The sequence below is a fragment of the Devosia epidermidihirudinis genome (assembly GCF_000971295.1).
GTDB classification, from domain to species: domain Bacteria; phylum Pseudomonadota; class Alphaproteobacteria; order Rhizobiales; family Devosiaceae; genus Devosia; species Devosia epidermidihirudinis.
Genome location: NZ_LANJ01000016.1, coordinates 125539 through 149091, shown reverse-complemented (window position 1 = coordinate 149091; position 23553 = coordinate 125539). Strand labels below are relative to the sequence as shown.

Sequence of the window (23553 nt, the reverse complement as noted above, 5' to 3'; positions counted from 1 at the left end):
ATCAATCAAACCCTCACTTACAGCCCGTCGGTCACGACGTGGCTGAAGGCACCGACGGGGGCCTTGGTGATGGCTGGGTTTTCTGGCGACACGGCCGAGAGCAGCGTGTCGACCGTCTGCTGGTAGTCGGCTTCGTCCAGAACGCCGGTCGAACCTTCTGTCAGCTTGTTGACCTCGGAGACCTGATAGAGCTGGTCTTCCACGGACATCGCGCCGGTCTGGTCGTTATCGACAACGATCTGTGCGGCTTCTTCTGGATGGGCGCGGGCATATTCCCAGCCCTTCATCGAGGCGCGGACGAACTTGGTCATCTTGGCGACGAAGGCTGGGTCGGCCAGCTTGTCTTCCATGACATAGAGACCGTCTTCGAGCATGCCGACGCCTTCGTCACGATAGTTGAATACCGTGAGTTCTTCGGGCGTGATGCCGGCCTTCAGCACCTGACCATATTCGTTATAGGTCATGGTGGAGATACAGGCGGCCTGCTTCTGGATCAGCGGGTCGACGTTAAACGCCTGCTTGAGCACTTCGACGCCATCAGCGCCACCATCGGTGGGCAGGCCGAGTTTGGCCATCCAGGCGTAGAATGGATATTCGTTGCCGAAGAACCAGACGCCGAGGGTCTTGCCCTTGAAATCGGCGGTGGTTTCAACGCCTTCCGATTTCAGGCACGTGAGCAGCAGGCCCGACTGCTTGAACGGCTGGGCGATATTGACCAGCGGCACGCCGCGCTCGCGCGCTGCAAGGCCAGGGGCCATCCAGGTGGTGATAACGTCAGCGCCACCGCCGGCAATCACCTGCTCAGGGGCGATATCGGGGCCACCTGGCTTGATTTCGACGTTGAGGCCTTCATCGGTGTAAAAGCCCTTTTCCTGGGCCACGTAATAGCCAGCAAACTGGCCCTGCGTCACCCACTTGAGCTGCAGCGTAACGCTGTCCTCAGCCCAAGCCCCGCCCACTGCCGCCATCGTCATTGCGCCTGCAAGGGCGCCGATCAGAAGTGTCTTCATTGCCGTTTTCCCTCAGTTTTGCTCCGTCCTATGCACCACGCACGGACGGATGCCAGAAAGTGACGCCCCTCTCGATGAGAGCAACACCTGCGTAAAAGACCGATCCCGCGACAGCCGCCACCGCGATTTCGGCCCATACCATGTCGACATTCATACGGCCGACTTCGGTAGAGATCCGGAAGCCCATTCCCACGATGGGTGTCCCGAAGAATTCCGCTACGATTGCGCCGATCAAGGCCAGGGTCGAGTTGATCTTGAGGGCGTTGAATATGAAGGGGCCCGCAGCGGGGAGCCGGAGCTTCATAAGGGTTTGCCAGTAACCGGCAGCATAGGTGCGCATCAGGTCGCGTTCGATGACCGAGGATGCGTTGAGCCCCGCGACCGTATTCACCAGCATGGGGAAGAAGGTCATGATGACGACGACAGCCGCCTTGCTGGGCCAGTCAAAGCCGAACCACATGACCATGATCGGGGCGACGCCAACGATTGGCAGCGCCGAAACGAAATTGCCGAGAGGCAGCAAGCCTGCCTTAAGGAAAGGCGAGCGGTCGATCAGGATCGCCACCACAAAGCCCAGACCGCAGCCCAGCACATAGCCGATCAGCACGGCCTTGAGGAAAGTCTGCTGGAAATCGGCCCACAGCGTTGGCAGCGAAGCCATGATGCGCGCCCCGATCATCGAGGGCGGCGGCAGGATCACTTGGGGCACATTGCCCGCGCGGGTCACCACTTCCCAGATCACCAGGATCGTCAGCCCGAACATGACCGGGATCAACAGGCCCAGGCCCGCGCTATCGGAAATGCGCCAGGCCAGAGCGTGGCTCAGCCTTTCCACGAACAGCCACGAGAACAGCCACGCCCCCACCAGCGCCAGCCAGAAAAAGGCCGGGGTCGGCGCGTAGACGCCCAGCGTCGTCAACAGCGCCACGGCGCCGAACACGGCGATGGCGCCATCGATCCACAGGCCCAGCGGCACCACAAAACGCAGCAGCGATAGCGTGCCCACCGCAAGGAAAGCCTTGAGCAACAGACCGCTCTCCAGCGGCGTCAACAGGCTGAACCCCAGGGCTGCGGCACAGATGCCACCGGCGACGACGGCGAGATAATATTGGAGCTGGCTCATGCCGGACGCGCCCCCATGCTGCGATTGACCAATTTTTCGACCACGCCCACCGCGATCACCAGCAGCGCCGCCAGGATCGAAGCGGCAAACAAAGCCGCCCAGATCTGCGTGGTCTGGCTGTAATAGGAGCCCGCCAAAAGGCGCGCACCGAGCCCAGCGACGGCACCGGTCGGCATTTCGCCGACAATGGCACCGACCAGCGAGGCCGCCACGCCCACCTTGAGCGAGGTGAAGAGATAGGGCACGGCCGCTGGCCAGCGCAGCTTCCAGAAGGTCTGGTTGGCCGAGGCGTTATAGGTGTGCATCAGGTCGAGCTGGATGGCTTCGGGGCTGCGCAGGCCTTTGACCATGCCCACCGCGACCGGGAAGAAGCTGAGATAAGCCGAGATGATGGCCTTGGAGATCAGCCGCGCCGGATCGGTCGGAATGCCCAGCGTGCCGGTGAAAATGTTGAAGCCGATGACCACGATCAGCGGCGCCAGTGCCAGAATGGGAATGGTCTGGCTGGCCACGATCCAGGGCATCAGCGAGCGGTTCATCGCCTCGTTGTGGACAATCAGCACCGCCAGCCCGATCCCCAGCAGCGAGCCCATGACAAAGCCAAGCGCCGTCGCCGAGAAGGTCACCCAGGCATGAAACAGCAGGCTGCGCGGCTTGTTGGGCGCGACCAGAACAGTGGAATTGTAAAGCTCGCCAAACACCTGATGGGCCGTCGGCAGCACCGGCTTTTCCTGGTTCCATGTGTCCATGGCAAACTGGGTGAAGGGCACATCAGTGACATTGGCGCGGCGATACACATCGCTCTGCCACTGCGCATTCATGCCAATCGCCGCCGCGTACCACACGAGCACGATGGCGATCAGCACCACGATGATTGGGAGAACGCGCTTCATACCCGCCACCCACCGCTCAAACTCCCTCGCCCCTGAGGGGAGAGGGTGGGGGTGAGGGGTTCAGCGCCGGTGAAATCCTCAGCGCCAACAACGAACGCTGAACCCCTCACCCGCCCCTTCAGGTCGACCTCTCGTCTCAGGGGAGAGGTGAGCATGGTGCAATACCCCGCCCCCATCATACGTGATCCCCATCATACGAGTGCCCGGCCCGCAGGCCATCGCGCACACGTGCGGCGATCTCCAAAAATTCCGGGGTTTCGCGGATATCGAGCGGGCGCTCGCTGGGGAGATTGCTTTCGATGACGTCGGTCACCCGGCCGGGGCGCGGGGACATGACGACGATCTTGGTGGAGAGATACACTGCCTCGGGAATGGAGTGCGTCACAAAGCAGATGGTTTTCTGCGTCGCCGCCCACAGCTTGAGCAGCTCGGAATTGAGGTGGTCTCGAACGATTTCGTCGAGCGCGCCAAAGGGCTCGTCCATCAACAGGAGATCGGCATCAAATGAGAGCGCACGGGCAATCGAGGCGCGCTGCTGCATGCCGCCCGACAGCTGCCACGGGTATTTCTTTTCAAACCCGGACAGGTTCACCAGATCCATGGTGCGCTTGATGCGCGCGTCCTGTTCGCTTTTGGAATGCCCCATGATTTCAAGCGGCAGGGCGATGTTCTTTTCGATGGTGCGCCAGGGATAGAGCGCAGGCGCCTGGAACACATAACCATAGGCGCGGCTCTGACGCGCCTGTTCGGGCGTCATTCCATTGATGGTCAGCGTGCCCGATGTGGGCTGTTCGAGATCGGCAATGGTGCGCAGAAACGTGGTCTTGCCACAGCCCGATGGGCCGATAAAGGAAACGAACTCGCCTTTGTTGATGGTGAGATTGACGTCAGACAGCGCGACGACATCGCCATCATTGGTCTTGAATGTCAGACCCAGATGACGTGCAGAAATCACCGCATCTTGCGTGGTGGTGCCTGCTGGATTGGATAATTCGGTCGTCACGGACAAAGTTCAGCCCCTCCTACTACGTGATCTGCCAGATGCTGGTCCTGAAGCCAGCCCGATCATCTTTTCTCGATCGCAACTTGTGTTGCAATTTGCGTGCCGATCCGGCTTTGCCGGAAAGGCGGTCTTCAAGGCCTCCTCCAAGACCTTCCCGCTGTTGCGGGATGGGCAGGCTGCCGCTTTTTGCGGCAGTGCCCGCCCGACCGTCATTGCGGTCGGGCCCTTATCCGTCACACCCCGGAAGCCGGGATGCCGGACCGCTCGATCTTGCGCGGCGCGACAATGTCTTTCCACTGGCTCAATGCGCGATTGACCGGATTTTTTGCCTCGCGGCCAACGAACTTGCCATGGCCGGGCTCGGCCTTGACCTCTGCTTCCACCACCGAGACCTTGCCGCGGCTGAGGACGTAACGTGGCATGCCGGTCAGTTCGAACCCTTCAAACACATTGTATTCGATGACCGACTGCTGGCTCTGGGCCGTGATGGTCTTCTTGCGGGCTGGGTCCCACACCACGAGATCGGCATCGGCGCCGACCAGCACCGCGCCCTTTTTGGGGTAGAGCCCCAGGATCTTGGCGATATTGGTCGAGGTGACGGCGACGAACTCGTTCATGGTCAGCCGGCCAGTATTGACGCCAGCGGTCCAAAGCACGGGCAGGCGATCTTCAAGGCCACCGGTGCCGTTCGGGATTTTCGAGAAGTTGCCGATGCCCGTCCGCTTCTGCGCCGTGGTGAAGGCACAGTGGTCGGTCGCGACGCAGGAGAGCGAGCCCGATTGCAGCCCAGCCCAGAGCGAATCTTGATGCTGCTTTGTGCGGAACGGGGGCGACATGACGCGGCGCGCGGCATGGTCCCAATCGGGATTAAAATATTCGCTCTCGTCCAGCGTTAGATGCTGGATCAGCGGCTCGCCATAAACCCGCATGCCCTTTTGGCGGGCGCGGCGGATGGCTTCATGGGCCTGCTCGCAGCTGACATGCACCACATAAAGCGGCACACCGGCCATATCGGCGATCATGATGGCGCGGTTGGTGGCTTCGCCCTCGACTTCCGGCGGACGCGAATAGGCGTGGCCTTCGGGACCATTATTGCCCTCGGCCAGAAGCTTGGCCGTCATGGCCGCAACCACATCACCGTTTTCGGCATGGACCAATGGCAACGCGCCGAGATCGGCGCAGCGCTGGAACGACGAGAACATCTCGTCGTCATTGACCATCAGGCTGCCCTTATAGGCCATGAAGTGCTTGAAGCTGGTAATGCCGCGATCGACCACTTCGGCCATTTCGCGCCAGACCTGTTCGCTCCACCAGGTGATCGCCATGTGGAAGGAATAGTCAGCCGAGGCCTTGCCGGTTTTATTGTCCCACATTTGCAGGGCCTCAAGCAGGCTCTGGTTGGGGTTGGGCAGGCAGAAGTCCACCACCATCGTCGTGCCGCCTGCCAGACCCGCCCGCGTGCCGCTTTCAAAGTCGTCTGCGGAATAAGTGCCCATGAACGGCATTTCGAGATGGGTGTGCGGGTCGATGCCGCCCGGCATGATGTAACAGCCAGTGGCGTCGAGCACTTCATCGCCGGAAAGGTTGGTGCCGATCTCGACGATGATATCGCCCTCGATCTTCACATCGGCCTTGTAGGTCAGGTCCGCCGTGACGACGGTGCCATTCTTAATGACCTTGCTGCCCATTATTTGCTCACTCCCTCAAATACAAATTCGTCTGCGCCCCAGTTGCGAGCCCGATCCTGGCCTGCCTGCAATTGTATCTTGCAAGTTCAGTGCCAGTCGGCCCCGCCGGATGATCGCGGCCTCCCCGCCACGATCACCCCCGGGTCAGCCCGTTCAGGGCCGCATCATTCGACAATCTCCGCAGTCTCGACCACGGCATGGAACAGCACGTCGGCACCTGCCGTCGACCATTCCTTGGAGATTTCTTCAGCCTCGTTATGGCTCAGCCCATCAACGCATGGGCACATGATCATGGTCGATGGCGCCACTTTGTTGGTCCAGCACGCGTCGTGTCCGGCGCCAGAGATAATGTCCATGTGGCTGTAGCCGAGATCCACGGCCGCCTTGCGCACGCGTGCCACCAGCGCGGGATCAAACGCCACCGGATCAAAGTGGCCCACCGCTTCCATGGCGTAACCGACCCCGAGTTCGGTGCAGATCGCCTGTGCCTTTTCTTCGATCTGGCTGCGCATGGAGGTGAGCTTGCCCAGATCGGGCGAGCGGATATCGACGGTGAACACCACCGTGCCCGGCAGCACATTGCGCGAATTGGGGGCAAACTTCATCTGCCCGACGCCACCGACAGCGCCCGGCTGATGGTCCATCGCCACGCCCTGCACGGCCTCGAGAATCCGCGCCATGGCCAGCCCGGCATTGACGCGCATATTCATCGGCGTTGAGCCGGTATGGGCCTCGCGACCGGTCAGCGTAAACTCGAGCCACCACAGGCCCTGACCGTGCGTCACGACGCCGATCTGCTTGCCTTCAGCCTCGAGGATCGGACCCTGCTCGATGTGATATTCGAAATAGGCATGCATCTTGCGCGCGCCGACTGGCTCTTCGCCGACCCAGCCAATGCGCTGCAATTCATCGCCATAGGCCTTGCCGTCGCTGTCGCGGCGGTCGTAGGCGTATTCGAGCGTATGCACGCCCGCGAACACGCCCGAGGCCAGCATGGCCGGAGCAAAACGCGCGCCTTCTTCATTGGCCCAGTTGGTGACCACAATGGGATGCTTGGTCTTGATGCCGAGATCGTTCATCGATCTGACGACTTCTAGCCCGGCCAGCACGCCCAGCACACCATCATATTTGCCGCCCGTCGGCTGGGTATCGAGATGACTGCCGACATAGACCGGCAACGCATCGGGATCGGTGCCCGGGCGCGTCATGAACATGGTGCCCATCTTGTCGACGGCCATGGTCAGCCCGGCATCCTCGCACCAGGCCTGAAACAGTCGACGCCCCTCGCCATCCTCATCGGTCAGCGTCTGGCGATTATTGCCCCCGGCAATCCCGGGGCCAATCTTGGCCATATCCATCAGGCTATCCCAGAGCCGATCACCATTAATGCGAAGGTTTTCACCGGGAGAGGACATGGGCTTACTCGTTGGGCTGTAATGTGTGGAGGATGGTCTGCAAAACGCCCTCGGTGTTGCCGAGAATGTCGTTGTTCCAGAAGCGCAGCACGGTGAAACCGGCCTGGCGTAAGGCAGCGTCGCGCACGCTATCCCGCTGCTTAGCGTGTTGCCCGCCGTCGGCCTCGATGATGAGCATGGCGTCGCGACAGGCAAAGTCGGCGTAGTAACCGGCGACGGGCAGTTGGCGGACGAACTTAAAGCCTGCCAGACGACGGTCGCGCAGGTGATACCAGAGCCGGTTTTCTGCATCGGTCATCGTTGAGCGCAGGGTGCGGGCCCGCTCGATCTGAGCTGGCTGGGCGCGCGGTCCCCTCACCCGCCGCAGCGCGGCGACCTCTCCCCGAAGGGGCGAGGTGATAGCTTCGGCGATCTTTGAACTCTCGGCGCTTTCACCGCACCATCCCCCAACGTCCCCTCGCCCCTCCGGGGAGAGGGTCAGGGTGAGGGGAGCGATGCTGGTGAAAGCACTGAGCATCGGGCTACTTCACACTCGGGAAGCTGAATTCCGCGCCGCCCTTGATTCCGGCGGGCCAGCGGGTGGTGACGGTTTTGAGGCGGGTGTAGAAATGCACGCCTTCGGGTCCGTAGATGGAGTGATCGCCAAACAGCGAGCGCTTCCAGCCGCCGAAGCTGTGATAGGCCACCGGTACCGGGATCGGCACGTTGATGCCGACCATGCCGACTTCGATCTTGTCGGCGAATTCACGGGCGGCGTCACCGTCCCGCGTGAAGATGGCGGTGCCATTGCCGTATTCGTGGTCGTTGATCAGCTTGACCGCTTCGTCATAGCTCTCGGTCCGCACTACGGAGAGCACGGGGCCAAAGATCTCTTCCTTGTAGATGGTCATCTCGGGCGTGACATTGTCGAACAGCGTGCCGCCGACATAATAGCCGCCTTCATAGCCCTGCAGCGTGAAGCCACGGCCATCGACCACCAGCTCAGCGCCCTGCTCCACACCAGCGTCGATGTAACCAACGATCTTGTCGCGATGCATCTTGGTGACGACAGGACCCATTTCTGCGTCCTTGTCGGTGGATGGGCCGATCTTGAGGCTTTCAACGCGCGGCTTGAGCTTGGCAACCAGCGCATCGGCGGTCTCCTTGCCCACTGGCACGGCGACGGAGATCGCCATGCAGCGTTCACCGGCCGAGCCGTAGCCCGCGCCCATCAGGGCATCAGCCACCTGATCGAGATCGGCGTCAGGCAGGATGACCATGTGGTTCTTGGCGCCGCCGAGGGCCTGCACGCGCTTACCGGCCTTGGTGCCGCGCTGGTAGACATATTCGGCAATCGGGGTCGAGCCGACAAAGCTCACCGCCTTGATATCGGGATGATCGAGAATGCCGTCGACCATTTCCTTGTCGCCATGGACGATGTTCAGGATCCCCTCGGGAAGCCCGGCTTCCATGAAGAGGTTCCAGCTCAGCATCGAGGCACTGGGATCGCGCTCGGAGGGCTTGAGGATGAAGGCATTGCCGCAGGCGATGGCCGCTGGATACATCCACATCGGCACCATGGCCGGGAAGTTGAACGGGGTGATGCCCGCCACAACGCCGAGCGGCTGGCGATCGGAATAGCTGTCGATCGACGGGCCGACATTGCGGCTGAATTCGCCCTTGAGGAGCTGCGGAATACCGCAGGCAAAGTCGACGCAGTCGATGCCACGGGCCACTTCGCCCAAAGCATCGTCATGCACCTTGCCGTGTTCCTTGGAAATGGCGCGGGCCAGATCGTCGGCATATTGGTCAAGCAGCGCCTTGAACTTGAACATGACGCGGGCGCGCTTCATTGGCGGGGTATTGCCCCAGGCGACCTGCGCCTTTTTGGCGGAGGCGACGGCGTCGTTAAGCTCGCTCAGCGTCGATAGTGGCAGTTCGGCCGAGACTTCGCCGGTGGCCGGATTGAACACGGGCACGCGGCGGCCAGTCGAGACATAGCGTTTGCCGGCGACGGCATTTTCGATGATGTCCATTAGTCGATGCTCCTCAGGACCGCACGAAGGCCGTCGATCAGTTCTGCAATCTGCGCCTTGGAAATGATCAGCGGCGGCGACAGTGCGATGATGTCGCCCGTGGTGCGGATCAGGAAACCGGCTTCGTAGGCAGCGAGGAATGCCGAGAAGGCGCGCTTGGTGGGGGACCCCGCGATCGGCTCAAGCTCGATGGCGCCAACCATGCCGATATTGCGGATATCAATCACATGGGGCTCACCCCGAAGCGAGTGCAGCGCCTCGGCGAAATGGACGCCCATTTCGGTGCCGCGCGTCAGCAGGTCTTCGTCCTTATAGGTTTCGAGGGTGGCAAGAGCCGCCGCCGAGGCCACGGGGTTACCCGAATAGGTATAGCCGTGGAAGAATTCGATAACGTGTTCCGGCCCGCCCATGAAGGCGTCGTGGATTTCAGCAGAGACCATGACCGCACCCATCGGGATGATGCCGTTGGTCAGGCCCTTTGCCGTCACCATGATATCAGGGACGACGCCGAAATAGTCGGCACCAAACGGGGTACCAAGACGACCAAAGCCGGTGATGACCTCGTCGAAAATCAAGAGAATGCCGTGCTTTTTGGTGATTTCGCGCAGGCGCTTGAGATAGCCCGCTGGCGGGATCAGCACACCGGTCGAGCCAGCAACGGGCTCAACGATGACAGCGGCAATGGTCGATGCATCGTGCAGGGTGACGATGCGTTCGAGCTCGTCGGCCAGCTCCACGCCATATTCCGGCAGGCCCTTAGAGAAGGCGTTTTTGGCGAGGTTATGGGTGTGCGGCATGTGATCGACGCCGGTCAGCAGGGTGCCGAACATCTTGCGGTTGGTGACAATGCCACCCACCGAGATGCCGCCGAAATTGACGCCGTGATAGGCGCGTTCGCGGCCGATCAGGCGGGTACGGCTGCCGTCGCCTTTGACGCGGTGATAGGCCAGAGCGACCTTCAGCGCCGTCTCGACCGATTCAGAGCCCGAATTGGTGAACAGCACGTGGTCGAGCCCTTCGGGGGCAATATCGACCAGCCGATTGGCCAGCTCGAACGCCTTGGGGTGGCCCATCTGGAAGGCCGGGGCGTAATCGAGCTCGGCGGCCTGCTTGGCAATCGCTTCGGTAATCTTGGGGCGGGCATGGCCCGCATTGACGCACCACAGGCCCGCCGTGCCATCGAGCACCTGGCGGCCATCGGATGTGGTGTAATGCATGTCCTTGGCAGCCACGAACATGCGCGGGGATTTCTTGAACTGCCGGTTCGCCGTGAAGGGCATCCAGAATGCGCTTAGATCGTTCGGCACCACACTGCTTGAATTGGACACGAAACCCTCACTCCCGTTGAATTCGTGCTGGATCTGTTTTTGGCACTTGACGTGGAACGCCATTGCCAAGAATTTTGACCAGTTGGAAAAATGTTAGCACTCCCAAACTTTCTAGCAAGGCGAAAATGCCGCCCTCAAAGCTGAAAAGTAACGAAGCCCCGGTTCCGCCGCGGCGCCAGCAAGATGCTGACGCCAAGGCAGGCAGCGGTGTGCCCGTCAAAGCGCGACCGCTCACCCGTATTCAGCGGGAGAAGCAGGACATAATCCTCGAAGCAGCGCTGGAAGTGTTTTCCGTCCACGGGTTTCGCGGCTCGACGATCGACCAGATCGCCGAGGTTGCGGGGATGAGCAAACCCAATCTCTTGTACTATTTTCCGCGCAAGGAAGAGATCCATCGCCGCCTGATGAGCGAGCTGCTCGTCACCTGGCTGGCGCCGCTGCGCGAGATGGACGCCAAGGGCGATCCCTTCCCCGAGATCCGCTCCTATATTCGCCGCAAGCTGGAAATGGCGCGCGACTTCCCGCGCGAAAGTCGCCTCTTCGCCAATGAAATGCTGCAAGGCGCGCCCCGCATCATCGAAATGATCGAGGTCGATCTCAAAAATCTCGTCGATGAAAAGGCGCAGGTGCTGCTGGGCTGGATGGACGAGGGCAAGCTGGCCCGGACCGACCCCTATCACCTGATCTTCTCGATCTGGGCGACCACCCAGCACTATGCCGATTTCGACGTGCAGGTGCGCGCCGTGCTGGGACCAGCACGGGGCGGCGAAGGGCGCTTTGAAGATGCGGCGCGCTATCTCGAACAGCTGTTCCTGTTTGGCCTGACGCCACGCAAGCAGCCCGGCAAGCCAGCCTAGCTCTTGCGGCGCGCCTTGCCGATGCGCCCCATATGGGTGTGCTCGAACCCGGTTTCGAATTTGAGGCCATAACCCAGCATCCGGTCGGCGCCGATATGGGCGGTCCAGATGGCGGCGATGCCATAGGCAATCGGGCCCAGCATCAGCCCCGACAGGGCAACAAGCGCAGGCGCTGTATAAGTGTGCACCAGATTATAGCTGATCGCCCCGATGCGCGGCGAACGCAGATAGCCCAGCATGAAAAGATCGGGCACGAAGAACAGCAGCGCGAACACCAGCCAGGACTGGCCGAGCCAGACATAGGCAGCAACGCCAAGACCCAGCGCCGCCAGCCCCTCCAGCCGCTGCAACAGCACGACATTGCCCAATAGGCTGGGATTTCTGGTTTGCTCAATTGTCGTCATGGCGCGATCCTCATCTGTTGCGAGCAAAGCTAGACGCATTCACTGATGATGCGAATTGGCGAAATCTGGATGCGATCCATTCATAAATGTATAGATGCTAGCGCGCGCTTCGCTCCGGCACCAATGCCAAAACCAACAGTCCCAGCACCACCACAGCCGCCCCGGCCAGCACTGACAGGCTCGCCCAGCCGTGTCCGACAAGGCCCTCAAAGCCGATGACAAACACCGGCGTCAGATAGCCATAGGCAATGACCTTTGCGGCGGGCAGGCGCAGGGAGGCAAACTGCACGCAGAAAAAGCTCAGCGCCGTAGGGAAGATGGCGAGATAGAGGATCACCCACCAGACATGGCTGGGCAGCGCCAGCCAGTTGGTTGCCGCAATGGAGGGGACGCCATAAAGGCAGACCCAGAGCGCGGTGCAGCTGAGGGTGAAAAAGCTCGCCACAACGGCCGGCTCGCCGCGACTGAACTTGCGCAGCAGCGGGGTATAGATCGCGTAGCACAGGCAGCCGACGAAATAGATCAGCTCGCCCTTGCCGATATCGAAAGCCGCCAGCACCGCCAGATCACCCCGGAAAATCACCCAGACCGACCCAAGCGCGGCCAGCAACAGGCTGAGCAGCCCCACCGGCCCGGTGCGCTGACCCAGCAGCACCAGCCCAAACCCGGCTGCCATCAGCGGGATCAGAGTAAACACCGCGCTGGTGGCAATCGGCGCGGTGAACTGCAACGCGATGAACATCGAGACGAAATAGACCGCCATCAGCAGGCCCAGAATGGCAAAGCGCCACGGCGCGGCCGGGAATACGAATTTCTGCCGCATCGGCCCAAAGGCAAAGGCCCCCATCATGGCCGCGCCAATGACAAAGCGGATCGCATTGAGCGGCACCGGGCCAATATCGTCGACCACCATGGCGCCGAAAGTGAAGGAGCCCGCGATCATCAGGGCGAAGGCCAGCATGGCCAGATGCGCCAGAAGGCGCTGGTTGGACGTATCAGTCATGGATGTTTTGAATTCAGCCCAGGGCGATAATGAGGAGCATGGCACCGGCCAGCGCCGTGTTGACGGTGACCAGATAGACGTGGTTGTCGCGCTCGGGCTTTTTGAACAGCAGCGCGTTGTGGAACAGGCCCGTCGCCAGAACGAGGAAGACGATCAGCGCTGCCGCGCCCCAGGCCGGATAAATCCCCAGCACCACCGACAAGCCGCCCAGCAATTGCACGGCAAAGCCCAGCACCGTTACCGGCGGGGGCAGCACAAACCCGTAATTGGTGGGAATGGTCACGCGCTGCTTGAGGTTGATCAGGTTCTGGATGGCAGCAATGACGAACAGCGCCCCGATCAAAACCCGACCGATAGCGATGAGAACGAGCGACGTGGTCACGGCGAACACCTGTGTTTGACGCGCCAAACTCCGCCTGGGCCGTCCCGACGTCAAGCAAAAGGCCACAATCGCCGCCACATTTGCGCCCAGATCTGACGGCGACGGGGAGTTTTGACCGTAATTCACAGGGTCAGATTCCTGAAAAGCCCGGTTTTCCGGCACTTCAGCGGGAACCGTGGCGCATGGGCCACAGTGCGGAAGTTGAATCCGGGTTTTCCGCTTATGGCTCGGAGTCGTTCTAGGGACTCGGCGAATCCCGGATTCATTTCCTCCAATTGGGGCAGAGTCACGTCCAGTATCGTCAGCAGCACTGACGCAAAACTGCGACTTGGCTGCAACACAGGCCCGACTGAGGCCAGTTGCGCCCAATATGCCCACATTCTGGCCCGTCCAGACATTTAGAGCACCACTCACGTTAACTATTGTGAGTTCTTAGCTTGATTAGAAAAGCCGTTTCAGTCGCCGCAATTGCTGCAGCCCTCCTCACCTTTTCCACTGCAGCCTATGCCCAATGCGGCGGCGCCTCCTGGTACGGTCCCGGCTTTAACGGGAAGAAAGCCGCATCCGGAGAAACCTTCAACGAGAACGCCATGACGGCGGCGCATCGTTCCCTTCCCTTCGGCACCAAACTGATGGTGACCGACCAGCGCACTGGCAATCAGATCCAGGTGACCATCAATGATCGCGGGCCGTTCCATGGCAGCCGCATCATCGATTTGAGCAAGGCCGCTGCAACCAAGCTCGGCTTCCGCAATCGCGGCACCACATCGGTGTGCATCGAGCAGCTCTGAGCTGTACCAAACTCGTTTTTGACCGGGGCCGCCTGACCATCTGGCGGCCCGTTCTGTTAAGGGCTCCGTACAAATGCGCGATGCTCTGGCAACAAAGACTTCAGTTTCTTAGCCATCCTTTAGCACCCAGCCTCTAGGCTCCCCCTTGGGAACGCAGGAGGCATGGATGAACGCCACCGCCTATATTGTTGGGCCGATGGACGGGGCTGGCGCCGCCTTGATGGAGTTGGCGCGGCGGCTCGAATTCGTGGAAGTGCTGCCCTATGCCGGCATTGCGCAGGCCGAGCTCCAAGCCAGCGTCACCCCGCTCTGCTTTTTCCTGTTTGCCCCCGTGTCCGATCCCGCGAGCCTGCAGGGTATTGCCGATGCCATCCGCTTCAGCCCCGGCCGGCGCATCCGCTTTTGCCCGCTGATCTACTTTTCCGAGAGCCCACAGCGCGTCACCATCAACCGCTGTATCAATATGGGCTTTGATGACGTCATTACCCGGCCCTTCACCGAGGCACGCGTGGCGAGCCGCATCGAGCGCCAGATCGGCAGGTCGCTGCTGTATTACGAGACCGCGAGCTATTTCGGCCCGGATCGACGCGATCGGGTCACCGCGCCAACCCGTGCGGCCGAGACGCGGCTGGGCGGTCAGTTCCGCCGTCTCGAGATCGTTCGCGACACCACCCATGGGGTCAATGTGCTGCGCGACGAACCCTATGTGCAGCAGCAGGGCTAAGCTCGGCGTGACGCAATTGCAACGTTGCAATAAAGTTCAGAAAACGTTTCAACCCCCTATTTCCCCGATTCACTATTTCGCATAGCCTCGCCCGCAATATTCGACTCCGCGAGTGAAGTTCCCATGAAGTTCGGCCTAGACCTGCCCCCCCAATTCAGAGTGTTCGGGGCATTTTTCATTTACTCGTTCTGCATGGGCTCCATGTTTCCCCGCCTGCCCGAAATCCAGCAGGCCATGGGCGTTGGCGAGGGCCAGCTCGGTCTGGCGCTGATCGGCTCGGCCGTGGGCACGCTGATTTCGCTGACCTTTGCCGGGCGCTTCATTGAGGCTATCGGCTATCGCCGGGTGCTGCTGGTGGCCATTCCGCTGCTCTCGGCGCTCTACGCGGTGGCGCTGCTGGCGCAGAACCCCCTGGCGTTCTTCCTGCTGCTGGTGCCCGTGGGCCTGACCATTGGTTGCATCGAAGTCATCATCAATATCGAGGCCGACCGGGTCGAGCACGCCATTGGCCGCCGCATCATGAGCCGCGCCCATGCCTTCTGGAGCCTTGGCTTTTTCTCCACCGGCATTCTGGGATCGTTCATCGCCCGCACCGGCCTGCCGCCCCAGATCCACCTCATGCTGATGGTGCCGCTGATCCTGGTCGCCACGCTGGTCCTGCTGGGCCGTTTCGAGCCCGCCGCGCACCGCATTGGGTCGAGCACCGATGAGACGCCGCATTTCGCGCGCCCCACCCGCACCATCATGATGCTGGTGGCGGTGTGCCTGTCGGCCATGCTGATGGAAGGCGCGGGGATCGACTGGTCGGCCATTTACATGCGCAACGTCTTTGGCGCCGAACCCTTCTGGGCCGGTCTTGCCGTGGCAACCGTTGCCGGCTCGCAGGCCTTTGCCCGCTTCTTTGCCGACGGGTTCGTCGATCGCTATAGCCCGGTTCTGGTGGCGCGCAGCCTCCTCACCATTCTGGGGCTTGGCGTCGTGCTGGTGTTCTTTGCGCCGTTTGCCTGGTCGGCCTATCTCGGCTTTGCCATGATCGGGGTTGGCTCCAGCGCCCTGTTCCCGCTGGCCATGTCGGCGGCGGCGCAGCAGACCGATCGCCCTGCAGCCATTAACGTGGCGGCACTGGCGCAGTTCTCCTTCACCGCCTTCCTGCTGGGACCGCCGCTGCTCGGTTACGTCGCCGAACACTTTGGCATTCAGTGGACCTTTGGTATTGGCTTGCCGCTCGTCATTCTGGGGATCGCCACTGCACAGGTCCTCGCTCCGCGCCGTAGCGCCAAGGTTGTCACGCCGTGAATATTGCTCCCCAACACCGTATCTATGCCTGCTTCTTCCTCTTCGCCTTCGCTCTGGGGGCGCTGCTGTCCCGCATGCCGGATCTGCAGACCCATCTGCAGGTCACCGAGGGCCAGCTCGGCATGACCATTATCGGCATGTCCGTCGGCTCGCTCCTGTCGCTGACCTTCTCGGCGCCCCTGATCGACCGTCTCGGCGCCCGCACCACGGCCTTCGTCACCGTGCTGGGCACCGCCGTGTTCTATGCCATCATTCCCTGGCTGCCGTCGGCGCCAGCGGTGTTCGTCGCCTTCTTCTTTGCCGGGCTGCTGGCTGGTGCGCTTGAGATCAATCTCAATGTCGAAACCGACCGCCTGGAAGGCCAGTTCGGCAAGAGCTTCATGAACCGGGCCCATGGCAGCTGGAGCCTTGGCTTTTTCATCACGGCTCTTTTGGGTGCGTCGGTGCGCCAGACCGGCATCTCGATGGAGATGCACCTGGCCATGGTCGTCACCATCGTTTTCGTGCTCGGCATTTTCATGATGTGGGGCCTGACCAACGCGCCCAAGCGGGCCAACCTGCATCAGGGCGAAACCCCGCGCATTGCGTTCCCCACTATAGGCCTGTTGCCGCTGTGCCTGATCGGTATTGCCGCATTCCTCGTCGAGGGTGCAGGCATCGATTGGTCCACCATCTATATGCGCGACGCCTTTACCACGCCGGTCGAGCCGTTCGTGGGCGGGCTGGCGCTGACGCTGTTCTCGGGCTGCATGGCCGCGACGCGCCTTCTTGCCGATCCGATCGTTGACCGCTTCGGCCCTCGCACCACCGCCACGAGCCTGCTGGCTCTCGCCGCCCTTGGCGCGTTGGCCGTATCCTTTGCTCCCGCCCCCTGGGTGGCGCTCACCGGCTTTGCCCTGCTCGGCATTGGTTGTTCGGCGGTTTATCCGCTGGCCGTGTCGGCTGCTGCGCAGCGCACTGACCGTCCCTCGGCGGTCAATGTCGCCGCGCTCGGGCAGGTGACGTTCGTAGTGTTCTTCCTCGCGCCACCGCTGCTCGGCTTTGTCGCCGAACACCTGGATATCCGCACCTCCTATCTGGTGGTGTTGCCCATCATGGTTGTCGGGCTCATCGCCTGTCAGGCGCTGGGCACGCGCAAGGCCCCGACGCCTGCCGGCCTGCCGCCCGAACCGGCCACCCCGCACGGCTAGATCATGAGCGATCTGCCGCCCATCGTTGATCTCCGCCAATCGGCCACCGCGCTGCGCGTGCAGCGGGGTGTGATGCGGATGCTGCGCGAGCGGCACGACATGGCCTGCTATGCCGAGGTGCCCCTGCGCAATGGACGGCGGGCCGATGTGCTCGCCGTTGGCCCCAAGGGCGAGATCTGGATCATCGAGATCAAATCCAGCCTGATCGACTTTCAGGTTGATCGGAAATGGCCGGAATATCGCGAGTTTTCCGACAAGTTCTTCTTTGCCAAGCCGCCCGAACTGGATGCCGAGATCTTTCCCGAAAGCGAGGGGCTGATCGTGGCGGACGGGCATGACGGCGCCATCCTGCGCGACAGCCCCGATACGCCTCTGCCCGGCGCGCGCCGCAAGGCGCTGATGCTCAAGCTGGCGCGGCTCGGCGCCGATCGCATTCACGTTCTCATGGACCCAGGCCCGAAATGAACCCTTCCAATCGCTGGCGCATCATCGCCGTCTTCGTGCTGCAGGCGCTCGGTATCGGCGCCATCCAGACCCGCGTTCCCGATGTGCAGCTGGCGATTGGTCTCAACGACGCGCAGCTCGGCTTTGCCCTGATGGGCCTGCCTACCGGGGCGCTGGCGGTGTTCCTGTTTTCCAGCCGCATCATCGAGCTGTTCGGGCCCCGCCGTACGGTGCTGTGCTTTTTGCCCATTCAGACGCTGGCGGCGCTCGCCATCGCCGTCGCCCCCAATTTCTGGACGCTGTTCTTCCTGTTGCTGGTCATGGGTGTGGGCGCCGCTGTCACCAATATCGCCATGAATGTCGAGGCTGACCGCATCGAAGCAGCCAGCGGGCGGCGCATCATGAACACTTGCCACGGCGCCTGGAGCATTGGCTTTCTCGCCGTGGCGCTGTTGGGTTCCCCCATTCGCGGCCTCCATATTTCGCCGCTCCTGCATCTTGGCGTCGTCACGCCGCTGATCCTTCTGGCGACTCTGGCTGTCGTCCTGCCGATGACGGACGCGCCCGAGCGCGCCCACCGCGGCGAAGTCAGCGCCAAGCGGCGTCTGGCCTGGCCAACGCTGATGACGCTGGCGCTGGTTGCCTTTGGTCTGGGCGGTGAACTGCTCGAGGGCGCATCACGCTCCTGGTCGATCATTTTCCTGCGCGACAGCTTCTCCATTCCGGCCTGGCTGGAATCGCTGGCGCTGCCCGCCCTGCTGGCCATGATGGCGATCGGACGGCTGCTGGCGGATCGGCAGATCGACCGCTTTGGCCCGGTGCTGGTGGCGCAGGTGATGTCGGCGATGGCCTTTGTCGGGCTCTGTGCCGTGGTGTTCTCGCTCAATGCCGGCATGGCCCTTGTGGGCTTTGGCCTCGTGGGCCTGGGCATCTGCGTGCTCTATCCGATGATGCTGTCGGCGGCTGCCGGCACTGGTGACCGCCCCGCCGCCGAAAACGTCGCCGCCATGACCCTGGTCGTTCAGATCATCAGCCTTGGCGCGCCCCTGTTGATCGGCGCCGTCGCGCAAAACTTCGGCATCCGCGTCGCCTTCGGCATGCTGCTGCCGCTCCTGGCCCTGGGCGGCCTCATGGCGGGCGTGCTGGCGCCCCGCGGGCAAGTGGAGAAGGTCGCGGCGTAACGCCAGTTGGCTGAAATGACGCAGAATTTGCCCGCCCTCCGCCTTTCCCTCCCCCTTGTGGGGAGGGAAGCGAGATAGGACTTAGCGCGCTAAGTCCGTCCATCGAGCAGGGTGGGGGTATGGCTCCGCAAACGCAGCGCGCGTTGTCCCTATCCCTCAGCCAGCCGCAACACGGCGTCGCGCAACCTCACCAGATCTTCGTCGCGGCTCAGTCGGTGATCGCCGTCCGGGATCAGCGTCAGCGTCACCGGGTCATGCAGCAGATGGGTCACCAGCTTGATGGCATGAGCCTGCGGCACATCGGGGTCCTGACCGCCCTGCAGAATGATGATCGGGCACCCCGCCTCGATCACCCCGCCGAACAGGCGATGGTTTTCACCATCGGCGATCAGTGCCTGATTGATGCGGTAGGGCTGGTCGGAATATTGGCTGGGCTGATCGAAAAAGCCCTGGTTCTCCAGCGCAGCCTTTTCCTCGGCGCTGAAGCTGGGCAGCATCAGATCATGGGTGAAATCCACCGCCGGCGCGATCAGCACCAGGCCATGGGCGCGCTTTTCGCCCTTCGCCGCCAGCGCCTTCACCAGCAGCAGCGCCAGCCAGCCGCCCATCGACGAGCCGACGATGATCTGCGGACCTTTGGTCGTTGCAAACACCGCCAGCGACTCTTCGAGCCAGCGGCTGATCGTGCCCTCATTGAAATCGCCGCCCGAAATGCCGTGACCGGAATAATCAAAGCGCGTGACGGCCCGCCCGGTTTCGGCCCCCAGTGCGTCGAGCGCCAGCGCCTTGCTGCCCGCCATATCGGAGCGGAAGCCACCCAGCCAGAAGATGCCGGGGGCACTGCCCGGGCGGGTTTCGATAGCGATTTCGCGGGCTTGCGTACCGGTTCCGACGACGAGGCGATGCGACTCGATGTTGGGCATGTTCCTTTGGGCCTTTCGGTGCTATGGTGGCGACATGGGCGCAGAGGAGCGCTTTGTGCAATTCAGGGCGTTTCTGAGGCGCAACACATCGGATTTTCCGCATGTTTGCCTGTTGACTTATGCCCCCGCTAACACGATTTTGTGGACGAATTCACCCCCACGCTTAAACAGCATAAGGAACGCTTGCCATTCGCCGTCCCATGAGACCAGTCGCGCCCCAGAAAGATGGGCCGCTCTCGAACGAAGATATCACCAGCGCCGATGTTCAGCTCATCGATGCTGAAGGTGAGAACCGGGGGGTCGTCCGTACCCGTGAGGCTCTCACAGAGGCACAGGAACAGGGTCTCGACCTTGTTCTGATATCGCCAAACGCCGTCCCTCCTGTTGCCAAGATGCTCGATCTCGGCCGCTTCAAATACGCCGCGCAGAAAAAAGCTGCCGAGGCGCGCAAGAAGCAGAAGGTCATCGAGGTCAAGGAAGTCCAGCTGCGTCCGAATATCGACACGCATGACTACGAGACCAAGATGAAGGCCGTGCAGCGCTTTCTCGACGATGGCGACCGCGTCAAGGTGACCATGCGTTTCCGTGGCCGCGAAATGGCCCACCAGGATATCGGCATGCAGCTCCTGCTCAAGGTTCGTGAGCAGACTGAAGCCATCGCCAAGGTGGAAAGCCAGCCGCGCTCGGAAGGCCGCCAGATGGTCATGGTTCTCGCGCCCAAATAAGCGCCTGACCGCAGACATCAAAAAAGGGCAGACCCGCGGGTCTGCCCTTTTTTGTTTGTCCCGATCGGTCCCTCCCCCTTTTCAGGGGGAGGCTAGGTGGGGGTAACCTACCCGTCCCGGCATCTGGTGCCGAAACGGGTGAGTGCGTTTATCGATGCGGTCGCTGAAGGGTTTTGCGACGACTATGCCAGCGCGGCTTCAACTTCGGCAACATAGGGGATCGCAGGCTGCGCGCCGGCCTTGAGGCAGGCAAGGCTGGCCGCAACCACGGCGCGGCGCATGGCGGTTTCAAGGTTCAGGCCCTGGTCGAGCCCGGCGGCCAGATAGCCGCAGAACGTGTCGCCCGCGCCAACGGTATCGACGGGCTTCACCTTCATGGCGGGCACGGCAATCTTTTCGCCGTCCTTGGTGACACCCTTGGCGCCATCGGCACCCAGCGTCACGATAACGGTCTGGTTATGCGCCTTGGCCCAGTCGGCCATGGCAGCGTCCAGCTCGGCAATGCCACGACCGGTCAGCAGTTCAAATTCGGTTTCATTGGCGATCAGGATGGCGGCCTTGGGGGCCACTTCCTTGGTCGTTTCGATGAAGGGCGCGGTATTGAGGATCGAGGTCACGCCCTGCGCCTTGGCCAGATCGAGCGCGCGCACGGTGGCCGCCTGCGGCACTTCCTGCTGCAGCAACAACACCGAGCCCTTGCTCAGGCTTTTGAGCGCCACTTCGGCCTGATCGGCCGACACCGTGCCATTGGCGCCGGGCAGGATGGCAATGACGTTCTCGCCGTGGGTATCGACAAAGATCATGGCAATGCCGGTGGGGTTTGGCGTGGTCTTGACCTCGGAGAGATCAACGCCGTCGGCCTTGAGCAGCTCCAGCGCCAGATCGGCAAAGGCGTCGTCGCCCACCGCCGAGATATGGCGCACATCGGCGCCGGCACGGCGCGCGGCCAGGGCCTGATTGGCGCCCTTGCCGCCTGCAGCCATCGAGAAGGTGCCGCCAGCAACGGTCTCGCCCGGCTTGGGCAGGCGGCTGACAGTGCCGACCTGATCGAGATTGGTCGAGCCGAAAACGGTAATCATGCTGGGGTCTCCTTGCCGCTTATGCTGCGGCTTTTAGCACGGTGTTGAAATTGCGCGAGGTCCAGAGCACCCGCTTGCCGAAATGTTTCCATATCTGGTCCATGCCTTCTCCGAAACGGCCATTTGGCATGCGGAAGGCCAGAATGCAGATTTCGCGGCTGGTGACATGCACCACTTCGAAATCCCCCTCCACCGCGCAGGGCATGGGCAGCGTGTGGGCGGCATCGGCATCAAGAAACGTCACATAGAGCTTGGTGTCGCTGTCTTCGGCGCGGCCCTTGAACGGGTCGAGCGCAATCAGATCGCGCAGCGCGTCTGTGGTGCGCAGCACGGTGCCGATATCAAAGCCAAAACGGGCTTCCAGCGCCGCTTCGATCGCGGCGCGATCAGCCTTGTCGGCATCGAACAAGACATTGCCGCTGGCCAACAGGGTTTTGACATTGGCAAAGCCCATGGCCTCAAAGGCCGCCTTGAGATCGGCGCTCTTGACCTGCCTTTTGCCCAGATTAACGCCGCGCAATAGCGCCAGATAGCGCGTCATGGCTTGGACTTTTGCGGATAGATGGTTTCGCCGCGCTCGAGCATCTCGACAAAGCCGGCGATCTTTTTCGCCCGGCCGGTCGGGGTCTTGAGCGCGATGGTGCGGAAGATCAGCGCGAAGCGGTTCTGCGCGCTGAGCCCGGCATAGGTCCTGGCGGCAGCCGGGTTTGCGGCAATGGCCGATGCCAGGTCCTCGGGCGCGTCCATGGTGGTCGAATAGGCAGCGTCCCAGCGCCCGTCAGCCTTGGCCGCCTCGACATGGCGCAGGCCATGCTCGGTCATTCGCCCGTCCGCGATCAGCCTGGCGACATTGTCGCGATTGATCTGGCTCCACGCGGACTTACCCTTGCGGCGCGTATAGCGCTGCACGAAGGAGACCTCGTCCCAGCTCTTCTTGATGGCGTCGATCCAGCCCCAGCACAGCACCACGTCAATGGCTTCTACGGCATTGATCGACTGGGTGCCGGAAGCCTTTTTGAAGATGCGGATCCAGATTTCGTCGGCCACGTCGTGGTTGCGCGCCAGCCACTCGTAAAACGCGGCCTGGGTGGCAAACTCCATGACCTTGGCGGGATCGACGACAACCGGCGCCATGGCTTAGCTCGCTTCGACCGGCTGAGCGTCCAGCACCCGCTGCAGAGCCGGGTCCAGCTCCTGTGCCGGTGGCAGGGCAATGCGAAAGGTCTCGCTCAGGATCGCCTTGAGCTCCTCGACCGAGGTGGCATAGCGCCGCTCACGCTCGACACCGGGGCGATGAATGGTCAACCGGTTGCCGCTGAGATTGTAGCGCCCCTCCTTGTCGCCACGCGACACGAACAGCAGGGCGCGCTCGTGATAGACGGTTTCGACATAGGTGCTGAGCGCGGCGATCGCTGCCGCATCATGCTCGATGAGATCGAACTGATAGACAGCGTGCCAGGTCTCGTTGAGCTTGACGTCGAGCCGGAAACCCTCGCCATTCCGTGTGATGCGGTAGGTTTCCTGGCCGATGGTCTGCTCGCTGTCGGCGCGCAGCTTGAGCGGCGCCAGCAGGGTGAAGGTGCCAAAGCCGACATCGCAGAGATAGCTGGTGCCAGCGATATCGACGACCAGCACCATATGGCTGATCATGCGCTCGGCGCCTTCGGGGTGGCCCCAAAGCGTGCGCGCGCCATAGGCCCGTACCGTAAAGTCCAGATCGCGCAGGATATTCATGAACAGCGTGTTCTGTTCGAAGCAATAACCGCCGCGCTGATTGTGCAGCAGCTTCTGTTCGAGACTGGCCTGATCCAGCCGCACCGGGCGGCCCATGACCGGGTCGAGATCTTCGAAAGCGATGGCAGCTGGATGCAGGGCATGCAGCTGCTCGAGCGTCGCCAAGGTCGGGGCGATGGAACCGGCAAAGCCGATTCGCTCGAAATAGGCATTCAGATTGACCTTTTGGCTCATCGGCCACCCTTGCGCTTGTTTCGTCCTGGTCGAATATGGGGGATGGTCGGCCCAGTGTCACCGGGCCGCAATGCGATTTATTGGCGTCGCGGCCTGCGATAGTCCATTGCG

At 62.0% G+C, this 23553-nt stretch carries 25 protein-coding genes; 8 read left to right on the top strand and 17 right to left on the bottom strand.

The genetic code is table 11. The features are described from left to right. Positions 1-17 precede the first annotated feature (17 nt). From WH87_RS09070 to WH87_RS09030, 9 genes are all read right to left on the bottom strand, one after another. Positions 18-1010: an ABC transporter substrate-binding protein gene (locus WH87_RS09070; protein ID WP_046139416.1), complete on the bottom strand. Its 993-nt coding sequence runs from the start codon at positions 1008-1010 to the stop codon at positions 18-20. Positions 1011-1038: 28 nt separating this feature from the next. Next, on the bottom strand, positions 1039-2133 hold the full coding sequence (locus WH87_RS09065) for an ABC transporter permease (RefSeq protein WP_082092594.1): 1095 nt from the start codon (positions 2131-2133) through the stop codon (positions 1039-1041). Next, entirely contained in the window at positions 2130-3026 is an 897-nt protein-coding gene (locus tag WH87_RS09060) for an ABC transporter permease (protein ID WP_046139417.1), read from the bottom strand. The genes WH87_RS09065 and WH87_RS09060 overlap by 4 nt, the downstream gene beginning before the upstream one ends. Before the next feature lie 175 nt (positions 3027-3201). Next, positions 3202-4029: an ABC transporter ATP-binding protein gene (locus tag WH87_RS09055; RefSeq protein WP_046139419.1), complete on the bottom strand. Its 828-nt coding sequence runs from the start codon at positions 4027-4029 to the stop codon at positions 3202-3204. A 233-nt stretch (positions 4030-4262) separates the two neighbouring features. Beyond that, entirely contained in the window at positions 4263-5717 is a 1455-nt protein-coding gene (gene hydA, locus WH87_RS09050; protein ID WP_046139420.1) for a dihydropyrimidinase, read from the bottom strand. 164 nt (positions 5718-5881) lie between these two features. Beyond that, the gene (locus WH87_RS09045; protein ID WP_046139421.1) at positions 5882-7132 is read right to left on the bottom strand and encodes a Zn-dependent hydrolase; all 1251 of its coding nucleotides are present in this window, start codon (positions 7130-7132) and stop codon (positions 5882-5884) included. 4 nt (positions 7133-7136) lie between these two features. Continuing rightward, a complete protein-coding gene (locus tag WH87_RS20010) occupies positions 7137-7490 on the bottom strand; it encodes an endonuclease domain-containing protein (protein ID WP_046139830.1) in 354 nt (117 codons plus the stop codon). A 163-nt stretch (positions 7491-7653) separates the two neighbouring features. Then, a complete protein-coding gene (locus tag WH87_RS09035; RefSeq protein WP_046139422.1) occupies positions 7654-9147 on the bottom strand; it encodes a CoA-acylating methylmalonate-semialdehyde dehydrogenase in 1494 nt (497 codons plus the stop codon). Next, the gene (locus tag WH87_RS09030) at positions 9147-10427 is read right to left on the bottom strand and encodes an aspartate aminotransferase family protein (protein WP_046139831.1); all 1281 of its coding nucleotides are present in this window, start codon (positions 10425-10427) and stop codon (positions 9147-9149) included. The genes WH87_RS09035 and WH87_RS09030 overlap by 1 nt, the downstream gene beginning before the upstream one ends. Before the next feature lie 173 nt (positions 10428-10600). Here WH87_RS09030 and WH87_RS09025 point away from each other — a divergent pair, with 173 nt between their 5' ends. After that, positions 10601-11332, top strand: a complete 732-nt coding sequence (locus WH87_RS09025; protein ID WP_082092592.1) for a TetR family transcriptional regulator C-terminal domain-containing protein — start codon at positions 10601-10603, stop codon at positions 11330-11332. Here WH87_RS09025 and WH87_RS09020 read toward each other — a convergent pair. From WH87_RS09020 to WH87_RS19775, 3 genes are all read right to left on the bottom strand, one after another. Continuing rightward, the gene (locus WH87_RS09020) at positions 11329-11736 is read right to left on the bottom strand and encodes a DUF4260 domain-containing protein (RefSeq protein WP_046139833.1); all 408 of its coding nucleotides are present in this window, start codon (positions 11734-11736) and stop codon (positions 11329-11331) included. The two genes, WH87_RS09025 and WH87_RS09020, sit on opposite strands and share 4 nt — an antisense overlap. A 97-nt stretch (positions 11737-11833) precedes the next feature. Next, positions 11834-12739 carry a DMT family transporter gene (locus tag WH87_RS09015; RefSeq protein ID WP_046139423.1) on the bottom strand — a complete coding sequence of 302 codons (906 nt, stop codon included), beginning with the start codon at positions 12737-12739 and terminating at the stop codon, positions 11834-11836. Between the two features lie 13 nt (positions 12740-12752). Next, complete coding sequence (locus tag WH87_RS19775; RefSeq protein WP_197410766.1) at positions 12753-13121, bottom strand: DoxX family protein; 369 nt, start codon at positions 13119-13121, stop codon at positions 12753-12755. 437 nt (positions 13122-13558) lie between these two features. Here WH87_RS19775 and WH87_RS09005 point away from each other — a divergent pair, with 437 nt between their 5' ends. From WH87_RS09005 to WH87_RS08980, 6 genes are all read left to right on the top strand, one after another. Beyond that, entirely contained in the window at positions 13559-13912 is a 354-nt protein-coding gene (locus tag WH87_RS09005) for a septal ring lytic transglycosylase RlpA family protein (protein ID WP_046139425.1), read from the top strand. A gap of 166 nt (positions 13913-14078) precedes the next feature. Beyond that, the gene (locus tag WH87_RS09000) at positions 14079-14636 is read left to right on the top strand and encodes a response regulator (RefSeq protein WP_046139426.1); all 558 of its coding nucleotides are present in this window, start codon (positions 14079-14081) and stop codon (positions 14634-14636) included. 123 nt (positions 14637-14759) lie between these two features. After that, on the top strand, positions 14760-15932 hold the full coding sequence (locus WH87_RS08995; RefSeq protein WP_046139427.1) for an MFS transporter: 1173 nt from the start codon (positions 14760-14762) through the stop codon (positions 15930-15932). After that, positions 15929-17122: an MFS transporter gene (locus WH87_RS08990; protein ID WP_046139428.1), complete on the top strand. Its 1194-nt coding sequence runs from the start codon at positions 15929-15931 to the stop codon at positions 17120-17122. Before WH87_RS08995 ends, WH87_RS08990 begins: the two co-directional genes overlap by 4 nt. Positions 17123-17125: 3 nt before the next feature. Continuing rightward, positions 17126-17587 carry an MmcB family DNA repair protein gene (locus tag WH87_RS08985; RefSeq protein ID WP_046139429.1) on the top strand — a complete coding sequence of 154 codons (462 nt, stop codon included), beginning with the start codon at positions 17126-17128 and terminating at the stop codon, positions 17585-17587. Beyond that, positions 17584-18747 (top strand): MFS transporter, encoded by a 1164-nt coding sequence (locus WH87_RS08980; protein ID WP_046139430.1) that lies wholly within the window; start codon positions 17584-17586, stop codon positions 18745-18747. The genes WH87_RS08985 and WH87_RS08980 overlap by 4 nt, the downstream gene beginning before the upstream one ends. Before the next feature lie 149 nt (positions 18748-18896). On the opposite strand, the gene WH87_RS08975 is transcribed toward WH87_RS08980, so the two are convergent. After that, complete coding sequence (locus WH87_RS08975; RefSeq protein WP_046139431.1) at positions 18897-19670, bottom strand: alpha/beta hydrolase; 774 nt, start codon at positions 19668-19670, stop codon at positions 18897-18899. 188 nt (positions 19671-19858) lie between these two features. On the opposite strand from WH87_RS08975, the gene infC reads away from it, so the two are divergent. Next, on the top strand, positions 19859-20395 hold the full coding sequence (gene infC / locus WH87_RS08970; protein ID WP_197410790.1) for a translation initiation factor IF-3: 537 nt from the start codon (positions 19859-19861) through the stop codon (positions 20393-20395). A gap of 182 nt (positions 20396-20577) precedes the next feature. Here infC and WH87_RS08965 read toward each other — a convergent pair whose 3' ends face one another. From WH87_RS08965 to WH87_RS08950, 4 genes are read right to left on the bottom strand one after another with little or no spacing between them, the layout of a single operon-like run. Continuing rightward, positions 20578-21474 carry a ribokinase gene (locus WH87_RS08965; protein ID WP_046139433.1) on the bottom strand — a complete coding sequence of 299 codons (897 nt, stop codon included), beginning with the start codon at positions 21472-21474 and terminating at the stop codon, positions 20578-20580. A gap of 19 nt (positions 21475-21493) precedes the next feature. Further along, positions 21494-22015 carry a DUF1697 domain-containing protein gene (locus WH87_RS08960; RefSeq protein WP_046139434.1) on the bottom strand — a complete coding sequence of 174 codons (522 nt, stop codon included), beginning with the start codon at positions 22013-22015 and terminating at the stop codon, positions 21494-21496. Beyond that, on the bottom strand, positions 22012-22608 hold the full coding sequence (locus WH87_RS08955; protein WP_046139435.1) for a YdeI/OmpD-associated family protein: 597 nt from the start codon (positions 22606-22608) through the stop codon (positions 22012-22014). Before WH87_RS08955 ends, WH87_RS08960 begins: the two co-directional genes overlap by 4 nt. A 3-nt stretch (positions 22609-22611) precedes the next feature. Next, positions 22612-23442: an arylamine N-acetyltransferase family protein gene (locus WH87_RS08950; protein ID WP_046139436.1), complete on the bottom strand. Its 831-nt coding sequence runs from the start codon at positions 23440-23442 to the stop codon at positions 22612-22614. Between the last annotated feature and the right edge of the window lie 111 nt (positions 23443-23553).

Bases quoted from the DNA above. Each gene is read 5' to 3' on its own strand.
- WH87_RS09070 (WP_046139416.1), bottom strand. From the start codon at position 1,010: ATGAAGACACTTCTGATCGGCGCCCTTGCAGGCGCAATGACGATGGCG.
- WH87_RS08960 (WP_046139434.1), bottom strand. From the start codon at position 22,015: ATGACGCGCTATCTGGCGCTATTGCGCGGCGTTAATCTGGGCAAAAGG.
- WH87_RS09020 (WP_046139833.1), bottom strand. From the start codon at position 11,736: ATGACGACAATTGAGCAAACCAGAAATCCCAGCCTATTGGGCAATGTC.
- WH87_RS09000 (WP_046139426.1), top strand. From the start codon at position 14,079: ATGAACGCCACCGCCTATATTGTTGGGCCGATGGACGGGGCTGGCGCC.
- WH87_RS08950 (WP_046139436.1), bottom strand. From the start codon at position 23,442: ATGAGCCAAAAGGTCAATCTGAATGCCTATTTCGAGCGAATCGGCTTT.
- WH87_RS08965 (WP_046139433.1), bottom strand. From the start codon at position 21,474: ATGATTACCGTTTTCGGCTCGACCAATCTCGATCAGGTCGGCACTGTC.
- WH87_RS09045 (WP_046139421.1), bottom strand. From the start codon at position 7,132: ATGTCCTCTCCCGGTGAAAACCTTCGCATTAATGGTGATCGGCTCTGG.
- WH87_RS09060 (WP_046139417.1), bottom strand. From the start codon at position 3,026: ATGAAGCGCGTTCTCCCAATCATCGTGGTGCTGATCGCCATCGTGCTC.
- WH87_RS09015 (WP_046139423.1), bottom strand. From the start codon at position 12,739: ATGACTGATACGTCCAACCAGCGCCTTCTGGCGCATCTGGCCATGCTG.
- hydA (WP_046139420.1), bottom strand. From the start codon at position 5,717: ATGGGCAGCAAGGTCATTAAGAATGGCACCGTCGTCACGGCGGACCTG.
- WH87_RS09030 (WP_046139831.1), bottom strand. From the start codon at position 10,427: ATGCCCTTCACGGCGAACCGGCAGTTCAAGAAATCCCCGCGCATGTTC.
- WH87_RS08975 (WP_046139431.1), bottom strand. From the start codon at position 19,670: ATGCCCAACATCGAGTCGCATCGCCTCGTCGTCGGAACCGGTACGCAA.
- WH87_RS09025 (WP_082092592.1), top strand. From the start codon at position 10,601: ATGCCGCCCTCAAAGCTGAAAAGTAACGAAGCCCCGGTTCCGCCGCGG.
- WH87_RS08955 (WP_046139435.1), bottom strand. From the start codon at position 22,608: ATGGCGCCGGTTGTCGTCGATCCCGCCAAGGTCATGGAGTTTGCCACC.
- WH87_RS08985 (WP_046139429.1), top strand. From the start codon at position 17,126: ATGAGCGATCTGCCGCCCATCGTTGATCTCCGCCAATCGGCCACCGCG.
- WH87_RS08980 (WP_046139430.1), top strand. From the start codon at position 17,584: ATGAACCCTTCCAATCGCTGGCGCATCATCGCCGTCTTCGTGCTGCAG.
- WH87_RS08995 (WP_046139427.1), top strand. From the start codon at position 14,760: ATGAAGTTCGGCCTAGACCTGCCCCCCCAATTCAGAGTGTTCGGGGCA.
- WH87_RS09065 (WP_082092594.1), bottom strand. From the start codon at position 2,133: ATGAGCCAGCTCCAATATTATCTCGCCGTCGTCGCCGGTGGCATCTGT.
- WH87_RS09035 (WP_046139422.1), bottom strand. From the start codon at position 9,147: ATGGACATCATCGAAAATGCCGTCGCCGGCAAACGCTATGTCTCGACT.